This window comes from Brakhagea baltica (genome assembly GCF_052161605.1).
In the GTDB taxonomy this organism is placed as follows: domain Bacteria; phylum Planctomycetota; class Planctomycetia; order Pirellulales; family Pirellulaceae; genus JBKCUI01.
This window is the reverse complement of record NZ_CP197409.1, coordinates 970,670-986,778: the sequence shown is the minus strand read 5'-3', so window position 1 is coordinate 986,778 and position 16,109 is coordinate 970,670. Positions and strand designations below refer to the sequence as shown.

Below are 16,109 nucleotides of genomic sequence, written 5' to 3'. Positions count from 1 at the left end.
TACCAATAAAAAAACGAGAAGCACCGGCCACGAATTCGAGTCAACCTGACTACGAAGTCTATGTGCTTCTCGTTACTATCATATTCCCGTAAGTTGCACAGCAGGTCAATAGGGTTATCACCAACGATGTCTACAATTCAGTCGATCCATTTTGTCACTGGTAAGCTCGCCGAAGCGTCATTGCGAGAAGTGGTCACGGCACTAGCTAACAAGCTTGGCTTTGATTACACGATCGACGTGTTGCCAATTACTGTCGCTGCATTGATGACGCCGAAGTGGTTGATGAGACATCTTTCGATCCCCGCCGATACCACTCGCGTCATTCTACCTGGTTATCTCGAGCCCGGTTTATCCGATGTTCGCGACATGATCGAAGCGGCTTATCCTGGCCGCAATCTCCTGATCGAGTGTGGACCAAAGGATGTTCGTGACTTACCCAAGATGTTCGGCAAGAAGCGTCATCGCGGCGAAGACTACGGACAACATTCCATAGAAATCATTGCCGAAATCAATCATGCGCCTCGAATGACTCGCGACGAGTTGATACGTGAAGCCAAGCGACTCCAGCGAGATGGGGCTGATCGAATCGATATTGGTTGCGACCCAAGCTCGCGATGGAGTACGGTTGCCGATGCTGTGGAAGCACTGCGAGATGAAGGCCTCGAGATGTCGATCGACACGTTTGATACCTGGGAAGCGGAACAAGCGTCACGTGCAGGTGCGAGTCTTGTTCTATCTGTCAATGAGTCCAATCGATCCGCAGCGAGGGATTGGGGCGTCGAAGTTGTAGTAGTCCCCGAAATGGGGGGGGACTACTTGAAGAGCCTTGAGTCGACAGTCGATTTTCTGCTACAACATGGTGTGCCATTTCGACTCGATCCGATTCTAGAACCTATTGGATGTGGCTTTGCGAACTCATTAGAACGCTACTGTCAAACGCGTCGCCTGTTTCCAGATGTTCCGATGATGATGGGGATTGGAAACATCACGGAATTAACGGATGCCGATTCTGCGGCTATCAACGTCGTATTGCTTGGCTTCTGCGAAGAGTTGCAAATAGGGAGTGTACTGACGACCGAGGTCATTTCTTGGGCACAATCGGCAGTGAGGGAGTGTAACTTGGCACGCAAGCTAGTGAATTACTCGGTTCGTCACCGTATTCCCCCAAAACACTTAGAGGAACGGCTTGTGATGCTACGCGATCCCTCGAATCCTCTTATGTCGGACACCGCGATCGAACACTTGGCGGCCAATCTTAAGGACAACAACTATCGGATCTTCGTAGGCTCAGGAGAACTCCATTTGCTTAGTGCGAATATCCATATCCGTGGAACCGATCCTTACGAAATGATGCAAGCGTTGATGGCGTTGCCCGAATCGAGGAATGTCGATCCATCTCATGCGTTTTATCTCGGGTTTGAGCTTCACAAAGCCCTAACGGCATTGTCCCTAGGAAAACGCTACGAACAGGACGAAGCGTTGAACTGGGGCTTTTTGACTCGCCAGGAAAAGCACCATCGCTTGGCTCGCTCACGAACGAATCTAAAATAACACGATTCAAATCACATTTTTTTGGAATCTGAGTGACTCGTCTACTCGCGCTTTCTGGAAGGCTAGAGCTCAACTCAACGTTTATGCCGATTCGGTTCACTTGGGAAGCGTAAACCAAAACTGAGAACCGCTGCTAACAGCAGACGTAACGCCAATGGCTCCACCGTGTTGCTCGACAATTTTCTTGCAAAGGGCTAAGCCCAAACCAGATCCTGCGTAGTTACTGGAAGGATTGAGCCTCTCGAAGAGCAAGAAAATTCTATCGAAGTATTGTTCTTCAATTCCGATCCCATTATCTACCACTTTGATTTTCCACTGATGCAAATCCTCTTCGCAGTCTAAAAAAATCTCTGGATCTTCCGTTCTGGAAAATTTAACAGCGTTTCCGATTAGATTGAGCAATACCTGTTCCAAACGCTCCTTGTCTGCCACGACCTGAGGTAGATTGCCTTTAACGATTCGAATTTTCTTCTCTTGGATAGAGTGTTTCAATGTCGAAATTGCCTCATCACATGCTTGCTCGAGAGAGCATGTCCTCAACAAATAACGGCCTGCACCGACCCGCGATAGAGTGAGCAGATCGTCTATCATCTGCTGCATCCTTTGTGAACCGTCCATCGCGAAGTTCAAGTATTCCTTTGCTTCAGAAGGCAGCGAGTCGGAGTACTTGTCGAAGAGGATGGAGCAAAAGCTTCGGACCATGCGCAACGGTTCCCTCAAATCGTGGCTTGCGACATAGGCGAATTGTTCCAGTTCAGCATTGGAACGAGTTAACTCCTTTGCTCTCAAACTCAAAAGCTCGGAATCGATTTCACGCTGCGCGAGAAGGGCCTGGATTTGCTGTTCGGACTCTTTTCTGCGTGTTATGTTACGGATTACAACCAAGACCTGATCATTTTCCAAAAGCTTGAATCTTCCTTCGAACCAATACTCCGCTCCGTTCATCTCTAATGAATACTCAACCTCCTCAGTCTGACCGGAATGGCAGCATCGTTGGAAAGCAGCTAAAAGATTTTCACAGATATCGCTGGGAATTACTTCTGAGATGTGTTTTCCAATAAAAACTTCCGGCGGAACAAACAGCTCTTGATTTGCATAGTACCTTAGATATTTACCCTCCTGGCTGAGCCAGAAATATAGATCCGGAAAGGTACCGAGCACTCCATCCAGATCGACCTTTTTCTCCTGTAGCAATCTAGAGGATTCTTCCAGCTTAGTCTCGTATCGTTGGATCGTTTCCCGCTCCTTTATAGCCATTAGTAATTGATTGGCACGATTCGTTTCCCGAATCAGTCCGTGCAAGCAAAGTCCACAGAAGGTGATCACAATCAAGTAGGCTTGCATGATTAGATACTCGTCTGGTTTTGCTCGACCCACAAATGGGCCTAAGCCGAGTGTTGTAGCCGGTATACAGAATGACACTATTAGACTTAGTCCAACAACGACGACGGCCAAGTTTCCCTGAGCACATATGAGAATCCAACTGCCTGCAATCAAACAAAGCAGAAATTCCTTAGCCAGAGACGACTTGATAAATCCTGCGAAACACATAAACAGCATAATGAGGACAATCACATACCCGAACAGAAAGCGCGACGAAGCCGCTGCGATCCAATCCGATGAATTACAGTTCTTTATGACTGCAAGGACCGGTAGTACCACAATCATCGCAGTCGCGTCAGCTCCCCACCATGACAAAGTCGCGGCAAGGTAGTTCGACGTAGGATCTATTCTTGTGTAAATCCCGCCCCCTATCGCGGCTCCTATGCAGCTTCCCACAAAGATCGCTATCATCAAGATGGTAACCGCTCGCAGAGAATCCATCCGCCATGGGCCTTGTAACCTATCTTCCAAGTCAATCGAATTGGAATGCCAGGAGTCTACGACATTGGGACGTCGACGCAGGTAAAGGATTCTTGCCAGACTAACTGCGATCCACGACTCCATTGTGTTGGCCAGTGGGAGGCCTAGGAAACGAGCGAGATGTTGCTCAAACGATGCAGTCCATTCGATGCCACCGTAGTTGGTACTGATGAGTGAACCGATGAATATTGCAAGTAGTGCTATTCGGCCACACAGCACAACAGCGACGAGCCCAAAGCCCGCGGCAGGCCATATAGGGCCGGCAGTGGATCCGTCGACTAGCAAGTAATCTCCTACAACAGACAGAGCGATGTAGGCCGCTACGAAAACTAGTAAGCATTTGAGCTTGGGGGAGGGAGTAAAACGCCCCTTGGTATCCGGTGCGGGAATCTCGTCCTTAGCCATTGAACAATATCATTCTTGGAATCCAGTCGAGCGGCGCACGGCCCCCCAATCCACGGGCTTCGCTTTACTTTTTGCGTTGACAATCAGCGTGGAAAGAGTGGATACGTTTGGTTCTAAAAAGGCTAGTCCAATATCGACCCCGAGGTGTTCCTGTTGCATGCCACCGAGCTTGTAAATTAAGCGTTTGCAAACTCCCTCACTATTTTCGCTTCCGACCCCCGGCATCGCTATCACAAAGCTGGACGCTTCTATCCTGCCAAGAAAGTCAGAGCTTCGAACAGACTCTTCGATAAGTTTTGCGATCCTTTTAATCGAGTCGGCTGGCAGTCCCGTTTCCTTGGTAGACCTCACCGTCAGCCAAATCACACAAAGATTTGAATCAGACGCATCTGCCGCATTAAATGCCTCATCGGCCACGTTTTGAAAACCGAATTGGCTAAAGAGCCCGGTCTCTTCATCTACTCCTGTATCACTGCTATTCATCAACCCCTTGCTACGGTCGATCGCTAATTTCAATGACCATGCCAACGAGTCGGCTGAGATTGACTCCTTGCGGTGAAAAGAGTCCACGCCGGCACCAACGAGTTCAGGCGTTATGGCATGGTCGAGCGTTCCCGACAAAATGATGATCGGAATATCGCTGGCATATTCCCGGATCTTTTGAATCGCTTCCAGTCCATTGGCATCCGGTAATCGAAGATCAAGAATAATCGAATCGAACGATTTGTTTGCAAGAAGCGATTCTGCTTCTGCAATCGATGCCACGTTCACAATATCGATTTCTTGCTGAGCACCACCGGAGAGATAGTGTTTTACCAATGCAACGTCACCAGGGTTGTCTTCGATCAGTAAGACCTTGGTGTAACCCATTCGGCTTGGCAAATTGCGGAGGGACTCAATTTGATCTGGTTCCATTTGAAGCTTCGACGAGTCTGTTGTTACTGAGCCTCCAGGGCCGACCTTGATCGAACCCAAATCACTGGGATCGAACCCAAATTAACTGGGAGCTCCGTAGCAAATAGAGGAGTACAGGGGCAGTTCCGATTAGTATGCGAGCTCATCACGTTCCGGACAAGCCACACGATGGAGTTCCACATCATCTTAGGACGAATGCGGACGTTGTCGATTTTTTAAACAACCTGCCGTTTATTTCAAGCGTGCAATGGCATTAGTTTTGTAGTTTGTCGGTTTAAATGAAGAAGATCTCAGTTTCGGCTAATCGTTACAACCTCTAAGTTAGAAAATCCTGCCCTGAACCTGAGATCTCAGCGTTCGCGGGCCTTGCATTCTTTGCCTTGAAAATAATCGCAGACTGGATGCCGTCTTGGGGATAGTTTTTCGTCATGCACCCTGGTATAGGTTTGTGATTCGTTGGAACCACAGAGCATTTGCACACTCTTTTTCTTGAGCTACTTTGTCTGCCCTGAAGTTTTTCGAACTAAACACGAAGTCGAACTTCTCGTTTCTCGAGGGGGCTTCGCATCCGCACGAGCTGGTGGAGCAGGCGAAATCGCTGGGTTACGCGGGAATTGCCCTAACCGACCGCAATTCTTTGGCGGGAGTAGTGCGTGCGTTTACGGCGGCGAAAGACTGTGAGATTCCGTTCATTGTCGGTTCAGAGTTGCACTTTGTTGACGGTCCACCTCTTCTTGTCTGGCCACGAAATCGATCAGGCTACGGCAACCTCTGTAAACTCCTGTCACTCGGAAGACAACGAGCCGAGAAAGGGGAATGCTTGCTATTTTGGAGTGACCTGGCCGGGGCCCTCGAGAGTTGCACTGTTGCATTAATCCCCAGAGGGTTCTGTCTCAAGCCTCAGGATGGGCAGCCGTGCTATGAATCAGAGCGACCGTACGCCAACAAGAACGATTCCAAAGAGCCATCAATCGGGCTATCAATGGGGCTTGCAGAATGGTTGCTTCGAGCAAAGGCTATCTTTTCAAAGAATCTCTATCTAGCGGCATCGGTCCATCGTGGAGTCGACGACCAAGCGTGGCTGGACCAGCTATGTCACTTCTCGAAGCAAACGTCGGTTCCCTTGGTTGCTACCGGCGACGTTCTGTATCACACCCCGGAAAGAATGTTGCTGCATGACTGCATCACAGCCATCAACACTGGTGTAACCATCGAGGATGTCGCTGCCTTTCGGCCGGAAAACTCGCAACGCCATCTGCGATCACTTGCCGAGATTTCAGGCCTATATAAGAACGCTTCCGAAGCGCTTTACAACACCGCCGAAATCGCGAAACAAATCGAGTTTCGTCTCGACCAACTCAAGTACGAGTACCCGACGGAATGGGCACCTGACGGAATGACACCGATAGAATACTTTAAGCGACTCGCTTGGTCGGGCGCGAAGCAACGATACCCTAGTGGTGTGCCTGAGAAAATCATTTCCATGCTTCGTCACGAACTCCAAATTATTGAAGACTTGCACTACGAGCCTTACTTTTTGACGGTTTGGGATCTCGTGCGGTTCGCTCGTTCCAGAAACATTCTTTGCCAAGGTCGTGGCTCGGCAGCCAACTCGGCTGTTTGCTTTTGCATAGGAGTAACTAGTGTTGATCCCAATCAATTCGATCTGCTCTTTGAACGTTTCATCAGTCGCGAGCGAAATGAAGCCCCCGATATCGACATCGACTTTGAACACCAACGACGCGAAGAGGTGATACAGTACATCTATCAAAAATATGGGCGCACCAGGGCGGGCATGACTGCGGCTGTTACCACTTATCGAATACGTTCGGCCATCCGGGATTGCGGAAAAGCGATCGGACTCTCGCAGGATCGCATCGATCGCTTGGCGAAAATCGTCGAGGGACGGGGCCCAGAGAACAGCTTTACCGAACATTGCACCACAGCAGGTATCGATCCAACCTCCCCGCTGGGTGAACGATTTATTTACCTTGTCGATTCCATCACAGGTTTTCCTCGCCACCTCTCGCAACACACAGGCGGCATGGTTATGACCCAAGGCCCGTTGTGCGAGCTGTGCCCTATCGAGAACGCGTCCATGCCTGATCGCACGATCATTCAGTGGGACAAAGATGATTTGGATGAGATCGGCATTCTCAAAGTGGACTGCTTGGCTCTGGGAATGCTGTCTGCGATTCACCGAAGCCTCGACCTGATCGGATCTCATTATCAACGCAGTTACAATTTGGCGACGATACCTGCCGAAGACCCGACGGTATACGACATGATCTGCCAAGCGGATACGGTCGGCGTGTTCCAAATCGAGAGCCGAGCGCAGATGAGTATGTTGCCCCGTTTGAGACCCCGATGTTTTTACGATCTAGTGATCGAGGTAGCGATCGTTCGTCCCGGTCCCATCCAAGGCCAAATGGTTCAACCTTACTTGAAGGCCCGCAGCAGTGGAATTCAGCCCGCGTATCCTACCGAGGAGATCGCAGAGGTTCTAAGACGAACGATGGGAGTCCCAATATTCCAGGAACAGGCGATGCGATTAGCGGTCGTGGCGGCAGGATTCACACCTGGTGAAGCAGATCAATTGCGGCGTGCTATGGCCGCATGGAGACGGCAGGGGATTATCGAGAACTTCCGACGCAAGCTCATTGACGGAATGCTCGCCAAGGGACTTGAACAAGAGTTCGCTGAACGGGTATTTACGCAATTGAGAGGGTTTGGCGAGTATGGATTTCCCGAGTCACATGCGGCGAGCTTTGCTTTGTTGGTTTATGCGTCCTGTTGGATCAAGCACCACTATCCGGAAGTATTCTGTTGCGCGATGCTCAACAGTCAGCCGCTAGGATTTTATTCCCCCGCTCAATTGCTTCAGGATGCTCAGCGACATGGCGTCGCGGTGCTTCCTGTTGACTTGAATCTGAGCGACTGGGACTGCACTTTGGAGATGGACGCGCCTATTAAGCGGGCAGATGCCGAGTTCCAGCATTCGCGGCTCTCCTTACGGCTAGGTTTGCGGATGATACGTGGACTAAAACAGGCCGAGGCAGACCAACTCGTCAGCAATAGACATCGCCTAGGTCCTTACCGCGATCAAGCCGACATTGTGAAGCGAGTTCGATTGGAGCAGCCGACACTCGCGATTCTGGCCGATTCCGGAGCACTTAACTCGATATCAGGAGATCGACGGGCCGCATACTGGCAATCGTTGGCGAGGGAAAAGTCATCTACACAGATGCCCCTCTTCGAGACGGCAGGAGTTGATGACGACGAGATGGTGCCCGGGGAGCTTGTCAAGTTGAGCCCGATAGAAGAGGTTTATAGCGATTACGCAACGGTTGGCGTGTCTCTCCAAGGTCACCCGATGAGCTTCTTTCGCGAAAAATTGGCCGAGCAACGAGTTAAAACTGCGGCAGAACTTTTAGCAACCGACCATGGCCGATTCGTGCGCGTCGCTGGCTTGATCATGCTGAGGCAACGACCGGGGACGGCCAAAGGAATTACGTTTGTCACGATGGAGGACGAAACGGGTTCCATCAATTTGGTGATCAAGCCGCAGGTCTGGAAGGATCACTACCTCACCTGTAAACAGTCGAACGCATGGCATGTTCAGGGCGTACTAGAAAAGCGCGAGGGAGTGATTCACGTTGTCGCGGCACGCATTGAGGATTTACAAGAACTTATTGGTCCGCTGAATATTCCATCGCGAGATTTCCGTTAGCTCGTGCGAGATTGAAAGGCACTCTAATTGATCGCATCAAAACGCCAACAGAACTCGTATGATCATCGTCTTCGTGAGTTAGTCTTCGGATCTGGAAAAACAGAGTCCGCTAATGGCGTAAAAAATGGTTGGCACAGCGCGAAGCGACCCGCGAAACTCGGTGGATAGGTTTACACCGCAATAGATGGGAGCGACGCAAGAGATGTGTGGAAAATGAATGATCATTGTTCCTCTTGCGTTTCTCTTATCTCTAGCGGTGTGAATATCTTAAAGGAGGGGTGGCACATGGGGACGCAGTGCGGAATGTTGCATGGGTGGCCCTGATTGTTTCTCCTCCAAGACAACTCGAGCTAAGCCTTATGCACCTGCGTCTTGTACCAAGAAAAGAGTGTCACCAAGCGAGCAGCAAGCTCGATGGATGTCTGATTGATCGTCTCAAGCCGGAAAATCGAGGTAGAACCAACTCACAAAACAATAAAAGCGCCCCAACCGATCGCCCAATTGCACCGAAGTGAGCCTTGGTTCATCGATTGCACAAGATGCGTCTCAGGGAAACTCTAGCCGCACTATCAACTCATCTAATAGCGCCGAGTTCTCGAACGTATTTTTCCAGAATGTCTTGCAGCGCCGGAACGATAGAAACACCCCAACAGATCGCCCAATTGCACCGAAGTGAGCCCAAGCTCATCGATTGCACAAGATGCGTCTCAGTGAAACTCTCTCCGCACCATCAGCTTGACTAATAGTACCGAGTTCTCGAACGCATTTTTCTAGAATGTACTGTCGCGCCGGAGCGACCCGCCACCAAGAAGGACTGGCGCTAGCACCACGCGAAGCGGTCACTACACGTGACGAAAACTACCCCGGGAAATATGCTGTGTCCCAAGGTGCCCCGTTATCTGCGTTGGGTGGCACCAACTGAAGCGCCGCCTTTCTGCCCCTGTCTCGAATGCCTAGGTGACCGAATCTTCAGAATCAGCGTCGAAATAGCGAACGTTGGTCGATAGCGAACGCTTCGACCGGGCCTGTTCCGATAACGCGATGTAGCGTCGATTCAATTGCTCAGCCTTTATGTCGAACTCATCATCCGACGCCTCCTCAACTTGAAGCCAATCTTGGGCGAATTGATTGATCGTGACTTGAACCGTGCATTCACCAACTCGCTGTTCGCCTGCTTCCCCAACACCGAAACAGATCAATCGCCCGGAATCCGCCCACAACTCAACTCGGAGGTGGTCCACAGTTTCGGCTTGAAAACACATCGCTACCTTCGACCAGAATTCCTCGAGTTCAGATTCAATTTTCGATTCTTCGCAAGTGCTGATCGTCGCAGAATGAATCGAGTGCCGTCCTGATTTTTCAAATTCAAAATCCATCATCGTTCCCTAGTGAAGCATACTATTGCTTGTTGTCAGTCCGTTTCGGAGCTGTTCGACGTACCCACGCAGCAAGTCGGCATATTGCGAATCAGAAAGTCCCGGATTGTTTGAAAGTAGCTCATCTAACTTCCGCTTGACCGCTGCATTGTATCGAGGGTGCGAACCAAGATGCTGCGTACGAGCCAAGCTAATTCCGTTTTCGGCACCGTTAATGTTGAATCCACCCCTCGCAGCGCGCTGTACCAAGTCGTGGCTACGAGTCTCCCACGGGATTATATGGTGTGCCTGATGCGGAGCAGAGCTTCCAAGAGCACTACGAAGTTTTGCACGGGCTCGGTTGTGGCTGACTCCCAACTGCTCCGTGAAGTCCACTGTACTGTTTGGCTTCTTCCCGAAAATGCGGTCCCAGGCATTGCGGAACCAACTCGAGTTTACCTTCGCGGGGCCTTGAGTGGTAGCCTTGATTCCGTCGGTCACCTTGTTGAGCTTGTTGCCGTTCTTCACGATCGAAGCGACATCTAAACTCTTTTCCGCTATCTCCGCACCAGTCTTACCGGCTCGGACTACCTTGCTGCCACTGCTTACCGCGTTCGAAGCGGTACTCCCCATGGGAACCGTCCCCGTGATTCCAGCAAGGAACTTACTGCCACGTCCCCAGATACTGAGCTTCTCGCCCGTGATCAAATTCTCACCAGCATAGGCATCGGCAAGATTCTTCATCCCTCCTACCACAGGCATCGCCTCAAGGAATGTATCCTGCATGCCCAACGCACCGTCGTGGGCAAGCTGAATTCGCTCTTGATACTTCTCATCCTGCGGTAAGAATCGATTCGCAGAAAGAACACTTAGCGGTCGATTATCGTCCTCACGCTGTTGTTGCTTAAGCGCCGCCTGCCGGGCGGCTTCCTCTTCTTGGCGACGGTGTTGGTCTTCTTCGTCAAGCTCGACACCTTTCGGTTTACGTTCCGCTCCGCTGTAAAGACTCGAACGCTTGACGGTATCTTGCACCGTTGGAGTTCACCGGAAATGGCTGGCAACGAGCGACGGGCAACAAGCGAAGCGACCCGCGAAGCTAGGTGGATAGGTTTACACCGCAAGAGATGGGAGTGACGCAAGAGTTGTCTTGAGAATCGAGTGATGTCTGATAGTCCGTCGAAAGTCAGAAAATCGAGTGAGAACCAACTCACGAAACTATAGAAACACTACAACAGATCGCCCATTTGCACCGAAATGAGCCTGGGTTCATCGATTGTACAAGATGCGCCTCAGGGAAACTCCCGCCGCACCATCAACTCGACTAATAGCGCCGAGTTTTTGATCGCATTTTTCCAGAATGTCCTGCAGCGCCGGACCGTGGAGCAGCACAACTCGGTTGTTCCCCATTTTGCCTTTCAAGGGCAGACACCCGACGAGATGTACCTTGGGACTGGAGCGAATGTCCCGCTTATCTGAAAGAGAAGCGAGCCACAGCGCGAGCTGCGAGATTAACGAGCAATCGCGCTCTATCGTGTGATCGATGCAAAGAGAGAGCCAGCGAATCAGCACTTGTATCACTCCAAAACAACTCGAGCTAAGCCATGTGCACATGTGCCATGAACCAAGAAAAGTGGAGCACCTGTCAGCCAGCAGCACAATCGAGTGATGTCTGATAGTCCGTCGAAAGTCAGAAAATCGAGTGAGAACCAACTCACAAAACGATAGAAACACCCCAACAGATCGCCCAATTGCACCGAAGTGAGCCTTGGTTCATCGATTGCACAAGATGCGTCTCAGGGAAACTCTAGCCGCACCATCAACTCATCTAATAGCGCCGAGTTCTCGAACGCTTTTTTCCAGAATGTCCTGCCGTGCCTAACGGCTATGGCAAGACCAGCCTGGAGTGTATTCAAATTTTTAGCCACTCTTTTAAGTCGGTTAGTGGTGCTGACCATTCCGAAATTTTTGAGCCGTCCTCATTGATTGAGACGCGATCTGGTACCCACTTTTCGGGCTTGCCCAAATCAAAGGTCTTTCTGCATTCATCCAAAAAGAGGACTTGATTTTGAATGAACACTACGCGATCAACTCGGTATATTGGCCACCAGAAAAGGAAGTTTGCACTAGCTGGATTTGTCATGGACGTGATCAAACAAGACTTCTCCGCTCCACAAACGATTGTGTTAATCGCTCTTCGCCATTGAGCTTCGTAGTCGCTTGCCTTCCAAAACTCCAGTGAGCACTCGAACGATTCGAAAAACCCTCCAATTCGTATCTCACCAACGCAGGTACTAGATTCGATCGCATTAGAATTTAGGGATATATCGAACATCTAGCTAGTCTCCAATTCGATTGAGGTTTGCGTCATAAGTGCCTAGGCGTCGCCCTTGCCGATCAAACATCTTCCACACCCCACCAATATGTGAGTCAATATCTCGTGTTATATAGTTAACTCCGTTCGAAAACACGTCTTGCCCATGGGAACGAAACGGCGCACGTTGAGGCGGAATTCTCGTCTTATATCCCAATCCTACGGCATCGCTATGAATGATTTCATTTGAAAATCGATTACGCCATTGAGATCTGCATGAGACAATTTCATCGTCACTTCGTGGTGGCAACGTCTTCTTGCGGGCTCGATCTATTGCGTCTTGTGTTGGCTTATTCGGCGTGTTCGGGCGGTTGTTAAGCTGGCCAGGATTGCCACCCAAGTTGCCATTCATAACGCCCAAGCGATTTCCTGGACGAGATCCAAGCTTTGGTGTTATAGTCCCAGGCGAAACACCTGACAACCCACGCGCACCTCCCGCTCGTCGAGTCAAGACGGTAAAGACAAGATCGCCAAATAGTTCCCCCCGCCCCTCGTCCGTACTGAGCTTTTCGACCATGCCGTTCCATTGCTCAAGCCCCACTCCAATCGGGTCGTCAATGAATGCTCCCGCGAATTCGATATTCGCCATAAGCATGTCCTGGAAACCATCAACTTGGTTCTGAAGAAATTCAGAGAATCTCTCCGGAGAACTAAAGTTACTCGCAAACTCCATGAACTCGTCGACAGTGCAGCCGCTTCCGATCTGTTTCGTAACTCCGTTCACGAAACCGACTGCCCAAAAATTGTACATTCGGTTTCCGAAATCTTGGAGGAACCCGCCTACCAACGTAGGTTCGCCAAACGAACCGTCAGTTTCCGCTGAAGTTGTAATCCATGCCTGCCGGGCGGCTTCCTCTTCTTGGCGACGGCGTTGGTCTTCTTCGTCGAGCTCGACACCTTTCGGTTTACGTTCCGCTCCGCTGTAAAGACTCGAACGCTTGACGGTATCTTGAACCGTTGCGAAATCCGTACCCACCGTGGGAAAGAGTTCTTTGGCCTCAGTGAAATGTTCGTTCCAGCCGCCGTTGAAGATAAACGGTGCGTTCGGTTGACGAAGCGCGTTCCAGTTGGCTGTCAAATCGACTAAGTTCTGGAACGCACCTGCATCGGGGAAAGAATAGTCGGGCAAGTCCTGAAAGTAGGCGTACGACCCGCCCCCAAGAAGGACGGTCGACGAGCTCGATTGTCCCCCGCCCGAACCGGTTCCGCTGCCTCCCCCGCTGCTACCACCGCTGGAAGATCCGCTACTGGAGCCACTGCCGCTTCCAGACCCGCCGCCATAACCTCCCCCTCCATAGCCACCGCCACCCTGGTTTCCACCACTATTCGGATCGTAGGGGGTGTAGGTCGTGTACGTTTCTTCCCCACCCGAATGACCAGTACGGTAGATGTAGCCATGCTGGATGCCAGGCCCCGAACTGGGGTTAGCCGAATTCGTACTGAGCTGTTTGTAATCGTAGTGTTCGCCTGCTTCGAAGGTATTGTAGTAGCCCGAGATATGCGTGTTTCCGTGTTGGGCTGTCCAGTTCTCTGCTTTTGTGTACTCGTGGGAGAAAAAGCCTTCTCCCTCGTAATCCGTTTGGTACTGCGAATTTTGCGTGACAACCTCTTCTTGACCGAGAAGCCGCTCGCGAGTCGTGCTTCCCGATTGAGAGGATGATATGTTCTCGAACTGCTCATAAAGATTCTCGCCCGTGACGACCCAAGTACCGGTCCGTCCTTCTGCGCCGGTATAGACTCCCGAGCTATGAAAGGTTGTCTCTTCGCCAATCGCCATTGTTAGCTTGGGTAAGAACCTCGCTAAGGCTTGAACAAACTTCCCGCGCCTGCCTTGACGCTGTAGAATGTAGTTGGGAACCTGGGAAACGCACTGCAATTGGAGGAATAATGGCCGCAACGATCGACGCACCGCAACAGTGGGTGGAAAACATTGCCATGCTTCGATTGCCAGAGCAAGCCGATCGACGTCTTCAGCAGCTTATGGACCGCAATAACGAGGGGCTGTTGACGGAGCAAGAAAGGGCGGATCTGGCGGCGTTGGCGGAGCTCAGCGAACAACTTTCGCTGGTTCGCGCACAGGCTCTGCACCTTCTTGGTCGAAAACCATAGTTGGGCTGGAAGTGGCCGACGACTCTAAAGCGATCGTAGTTGCCCGCGCAGGGAGCAGATGCGAATACTGCAAAATGCACCAGTCGTTGCAGGGAGCGACATTCCACATCGAGCATGTGATTCCTCGTGTGCGGGGAGGAACCAGCGAATTGGGTAATCTGGCTCTCGCGTGTCCTAGTTGTAACCTCCATAAAGCGGACCGTGTGTCCTCCGCCCTTGATCGAGACTCTGCTGCTATTGCTTTATTCCATCCCAGGACACACAGGTGGAGTGATCATTTCGAGTGGGATGACTATCAGCTCGTTGGGAAAACGGATACTGGAGTGTTGACAATCCGATTGCTTAATTTGAACCATGAGCGGCGTATCAAGATTCGTCAGTCGGAGCAGATATTCGGCTTGTTTCCGCCTCAGGCTCTCGACGACTCAGAAAGTACGGAGACACAGCACTTCTGAGTGCGGCCCGCGTACCGGAATAAGGAATCCACCGCTGATGGACTCAAGCCCCCGCCGTTGAGCCTACTGGCTGATTGGTTGATGGTGTGGCCCCAATCAGCTCGCCCACGCGAAGCGCCCCGCGAAACTCGGTAGATAGGGTTACACCGCAAGAGATGGGAGTGACGCGAGAGTTGTCATGAAAATTGTTGATCATTGTTCCTCTTGCGTTTCTCTTATCTCTTGCGGTGTGAACATCTTAAGGGAGGGGGTCGCATGGGGATACCGTGCGGAAGATTACGTGGATGGCACTGATTGTTTCCCCTCCAAGACAACACGAGCTAAGTCTTGTGCACATGTGTCTTGTACCAAGAAAAGAGGAGCACCATGCGAGCAGCAAGCTCGAGTGATGTCTGATAGTCCGTCGAAAGTCAGAAAATCGAGTGAGAACCAACTCACAAAACTATAGAAACACCCCAACAGATCGCCCATTTGCACAGAAGTGATCCTAGGTTCATCGACTGTATAAGATGCGCCTCAGGGAAACTCTCGCCGCACCATCAACTCAACTAATAGCGCCGAGTTCTCGAACGCTTTTTTCCAGAATGTCCTGCAGCGCCGGAGCGCAACGCATCATTGCGCTTCAAGTATCACGCATTGGAACATCTACCGAAGTTCCGCCGGATTGCGGCCGTTCTACTTCGATCACGTCTGTTGTCCGACGGTTTCAGTTTGTGACCCTACAGTGACTCGAACAGACAAGCCTTCCACTCTTTGCAGTCAACAGTTACTAGCAGAAGCTCGCCACCGCAGGCAACATCTTCAGGCAGTTCCAACCGGAACCGTACGACCCATTCAGGCTTCTCTTCATCGAAGTATTGGCATGAATCAAGCGACAATACCTTAAACGCTTTAGAACGCACAAACGCCCATGCTGACTGAATCGCTCGATCGCGGTCCGTCAAACGAGTATCGTTAGTTACCATGCATCACCTCCGACCTTTTTGATGTATTGCTGCGCATGCTTGATTTCATCAGCCGTCATTTGCAGCCATCTATGACTGTTGCGAAGTGCGTCGTAAACCTGTTGTTCACGGACAAGCGGACTTAGCTTTTTATATGCATCGGCCCCGATTCGCAAGTAATGCTCGTAGTGTCGTAACTCATGGGCGACTTCGTAGTACGTAGCGTTCTTGCGTAGAAGGATTGACGCACTTCCGTCTTTGTAAACCCTGAACAGCCCACCTGCTCCCGCTGCGTCCAATGCTTCGTCAGCATTGCGAACTAAGTTCACTCGATTACGCAGAAGACGCATCGACAGCGCTTTCAAGCTTGCGTCGGGTACTACCTCACCCGCACGCCTACCAATCATGAAT

General features: G+C 50.9%; 13 protein-coding genes. 4 read left to right on the top strand and 9 right to left on the bottom strand.

The features are described 5' to 3' along the window. The first annotated feature begins 126 nt into the window (after positions 1-126). Complete coding sequence (locus SH449x_RS03995) at positions 127-1,551, top strand: DUF6513 domain-containing protein (protein ID WP_482380026.1); 1,425 nt, start codon at positions 127-129, stop codon at positions 1,549-1,551. Between the two features lie 96 nt (positions 1,552-1,647). On the opposite strand, the gene SH449x_RS03990 is transcribed toward SH449x_RS03995, so the two are convergent. Beyond that, positions 1,648-3,819: an ATP-binding protein gene (locus tag SH449x_RS03990; RefSeq protein WP_482380025.1), complete on the bottom strand. Its 2,172-nt coding sequence runs from the start codon at positions 3,817-3,819 to the stop codon at positions 1,648-1,650. A 9-nt stretch (positions 3,820-3,828) separates the two neighbouring features. Then, a complete protein-coding gene (locus SH449x_RS03985) occupies positions 3,829-4,734 on the bottom strand; it encodes a GGDEF domain-containing protein (RefSeq protein WP_482380024.1) in 906 nt (301 codons plus the stop codon). Positions 4,735-5,233: 499 nt separating this feature from the next. Here SH449x_RS03985 and SH449x_RS03980 point away from each other — a divergent pair, with 499 nt between their 5' ends. After that, positions 5,234-8,464 (top strand): error-prone DNA polymerase, encoded by a 3,231-nt coding sequence (locus SH449x_RS03980; protein WP_482380023.1) that lies wholly within the window; start codon positions 5,234-5,236, stop codon positions 8,462-8,464. Positions 8,465-9,417: 953 nt separating this feature from the next. Here SH449x_RS03980 and SH449x_RS03975 read toward each other — a convergent pair. From SH449x_RS03975 to SH449x_RS03960, 4 genes are all read right to left on the bottom strand, one after another. Further along, the gene (locus SH449x_RS03975; protein ID WP_482380022.1) at positions 9,418-9,843 is read right to left on the bottom strand and encodes a hypothetical protein; all 426 of its coding nucleotides are present in this window, start codon (positions 9,841-9,843) and stop codon (positions 9,418-9,420) included. Positions 9,844-9,849: 6 nt separating this feature from the next. Next, positions 9,850-10,851: an AHH domain-containing protein gene (locus tag SH449x_RS03970; protein WP_482380021.1), complete on the bottom strand. Its 1,002-nt coding sequence runs from the start codon at positions 10,849-10,851 to the stop codon at positions 9,850-9,852. 877 nt (positions 10,852-11,728) lie between these two features. After that, a complete protein-coding gene (locus SH449x_RS03965) occupies positions 11,729-12,151 on the bottom strand; it encodes a hypothetical protein (RefSeq protein ID WP_482380020.1) in 423 nt (140 codons plus the stop codon). Between the two features lie 4 nt (positions 12,152-12,155). After that, a complete protein-coding gene (locus SH449x_RS03960; RefSeq protein WP_482380019.1) occupies positions 12,156-13,967 on the bottom strand; it encodes a toxin C-terminal domain-containing protein in 1,812 nt (603 codons plus the stop codon). 110 nt (positions 13,968-14,077) lie between these two features. Here SH449x_RS03960 and SH449x_RS03955 point away from each other — a divergent pair, with 110 nt between their 5' ends. Further along, entirely contained in the window at positions 14,078-14,299 is a 222-nt protein-coding gene (locus SH449x_RS03955) for a hypothetical protein (protein ID WP_482380018.1), read from the top strand. An 11-nt stretch (positions 14,300-14,310) separates the two neighbouring features. Further along, the gene (locus SH449x_RS03950; RefSeq protein WP_482380017.1) at positions 14,311-14,754 is read left to right on the top strand and encodes an HNH endonuclease; all 444 of its coding nucleotides are present in this window, start codon (positions 14,311-14,313) and stop codon (positions 14,752-14,754) included. A 43-nt stretch (positions 14,755-14,797) separates the two neighbouring features. Here SH449x_RS03950 and SH449x_RS03945 read toward each other — a convergent pair whose 3' ends face one another. The 3 genes from SH449x_RS03945 to SH449x_RS03935 form a co-directional block, all read right to left on the bottom strand. Continuing rightward, on the bottom strand, positions 14,798-14,950 hold the full coding sequence (locus tag SH449x_RS03945) for a hypothetical protein (protein ID WP_482380016.1): 153 nt from the start codon (positions 14,948-14,950) through the stop codon (positions 14,798-14,800). 523 nt (positions 14,951-15,473) lie between these two features. Continuing rightward, positions 15,474-15,719 (bottom strand): hypothetical protein, encoded by a 246-nt coding sequence (locus tag SH449x_RS03940; RefSeq protein WP_482380015.1) that lies wholly within the window; start codon positions 15,717-15,719, stop codon positions 15,474-15,476. Then, the gene (locus SH449x_RS03935; protein ID WP_482380014.1) at positions 15,713-16,105 is read right to left on the bottom strand and encodes a zincin-like metallopeptidase toxin domain-containing protein; all 393 of its coding nucleotides are present in this window, start codon (positions 16,103-16,105) and stop codon (positions 15,713-15,715) included. The genes SH449x_RS03940 and SH449x_RS03935 overlap by 7 nt, the downstream gene beginning before the upstream one ends. Positions 16,106-16,109: the final 4 nt, after the last annotated feature.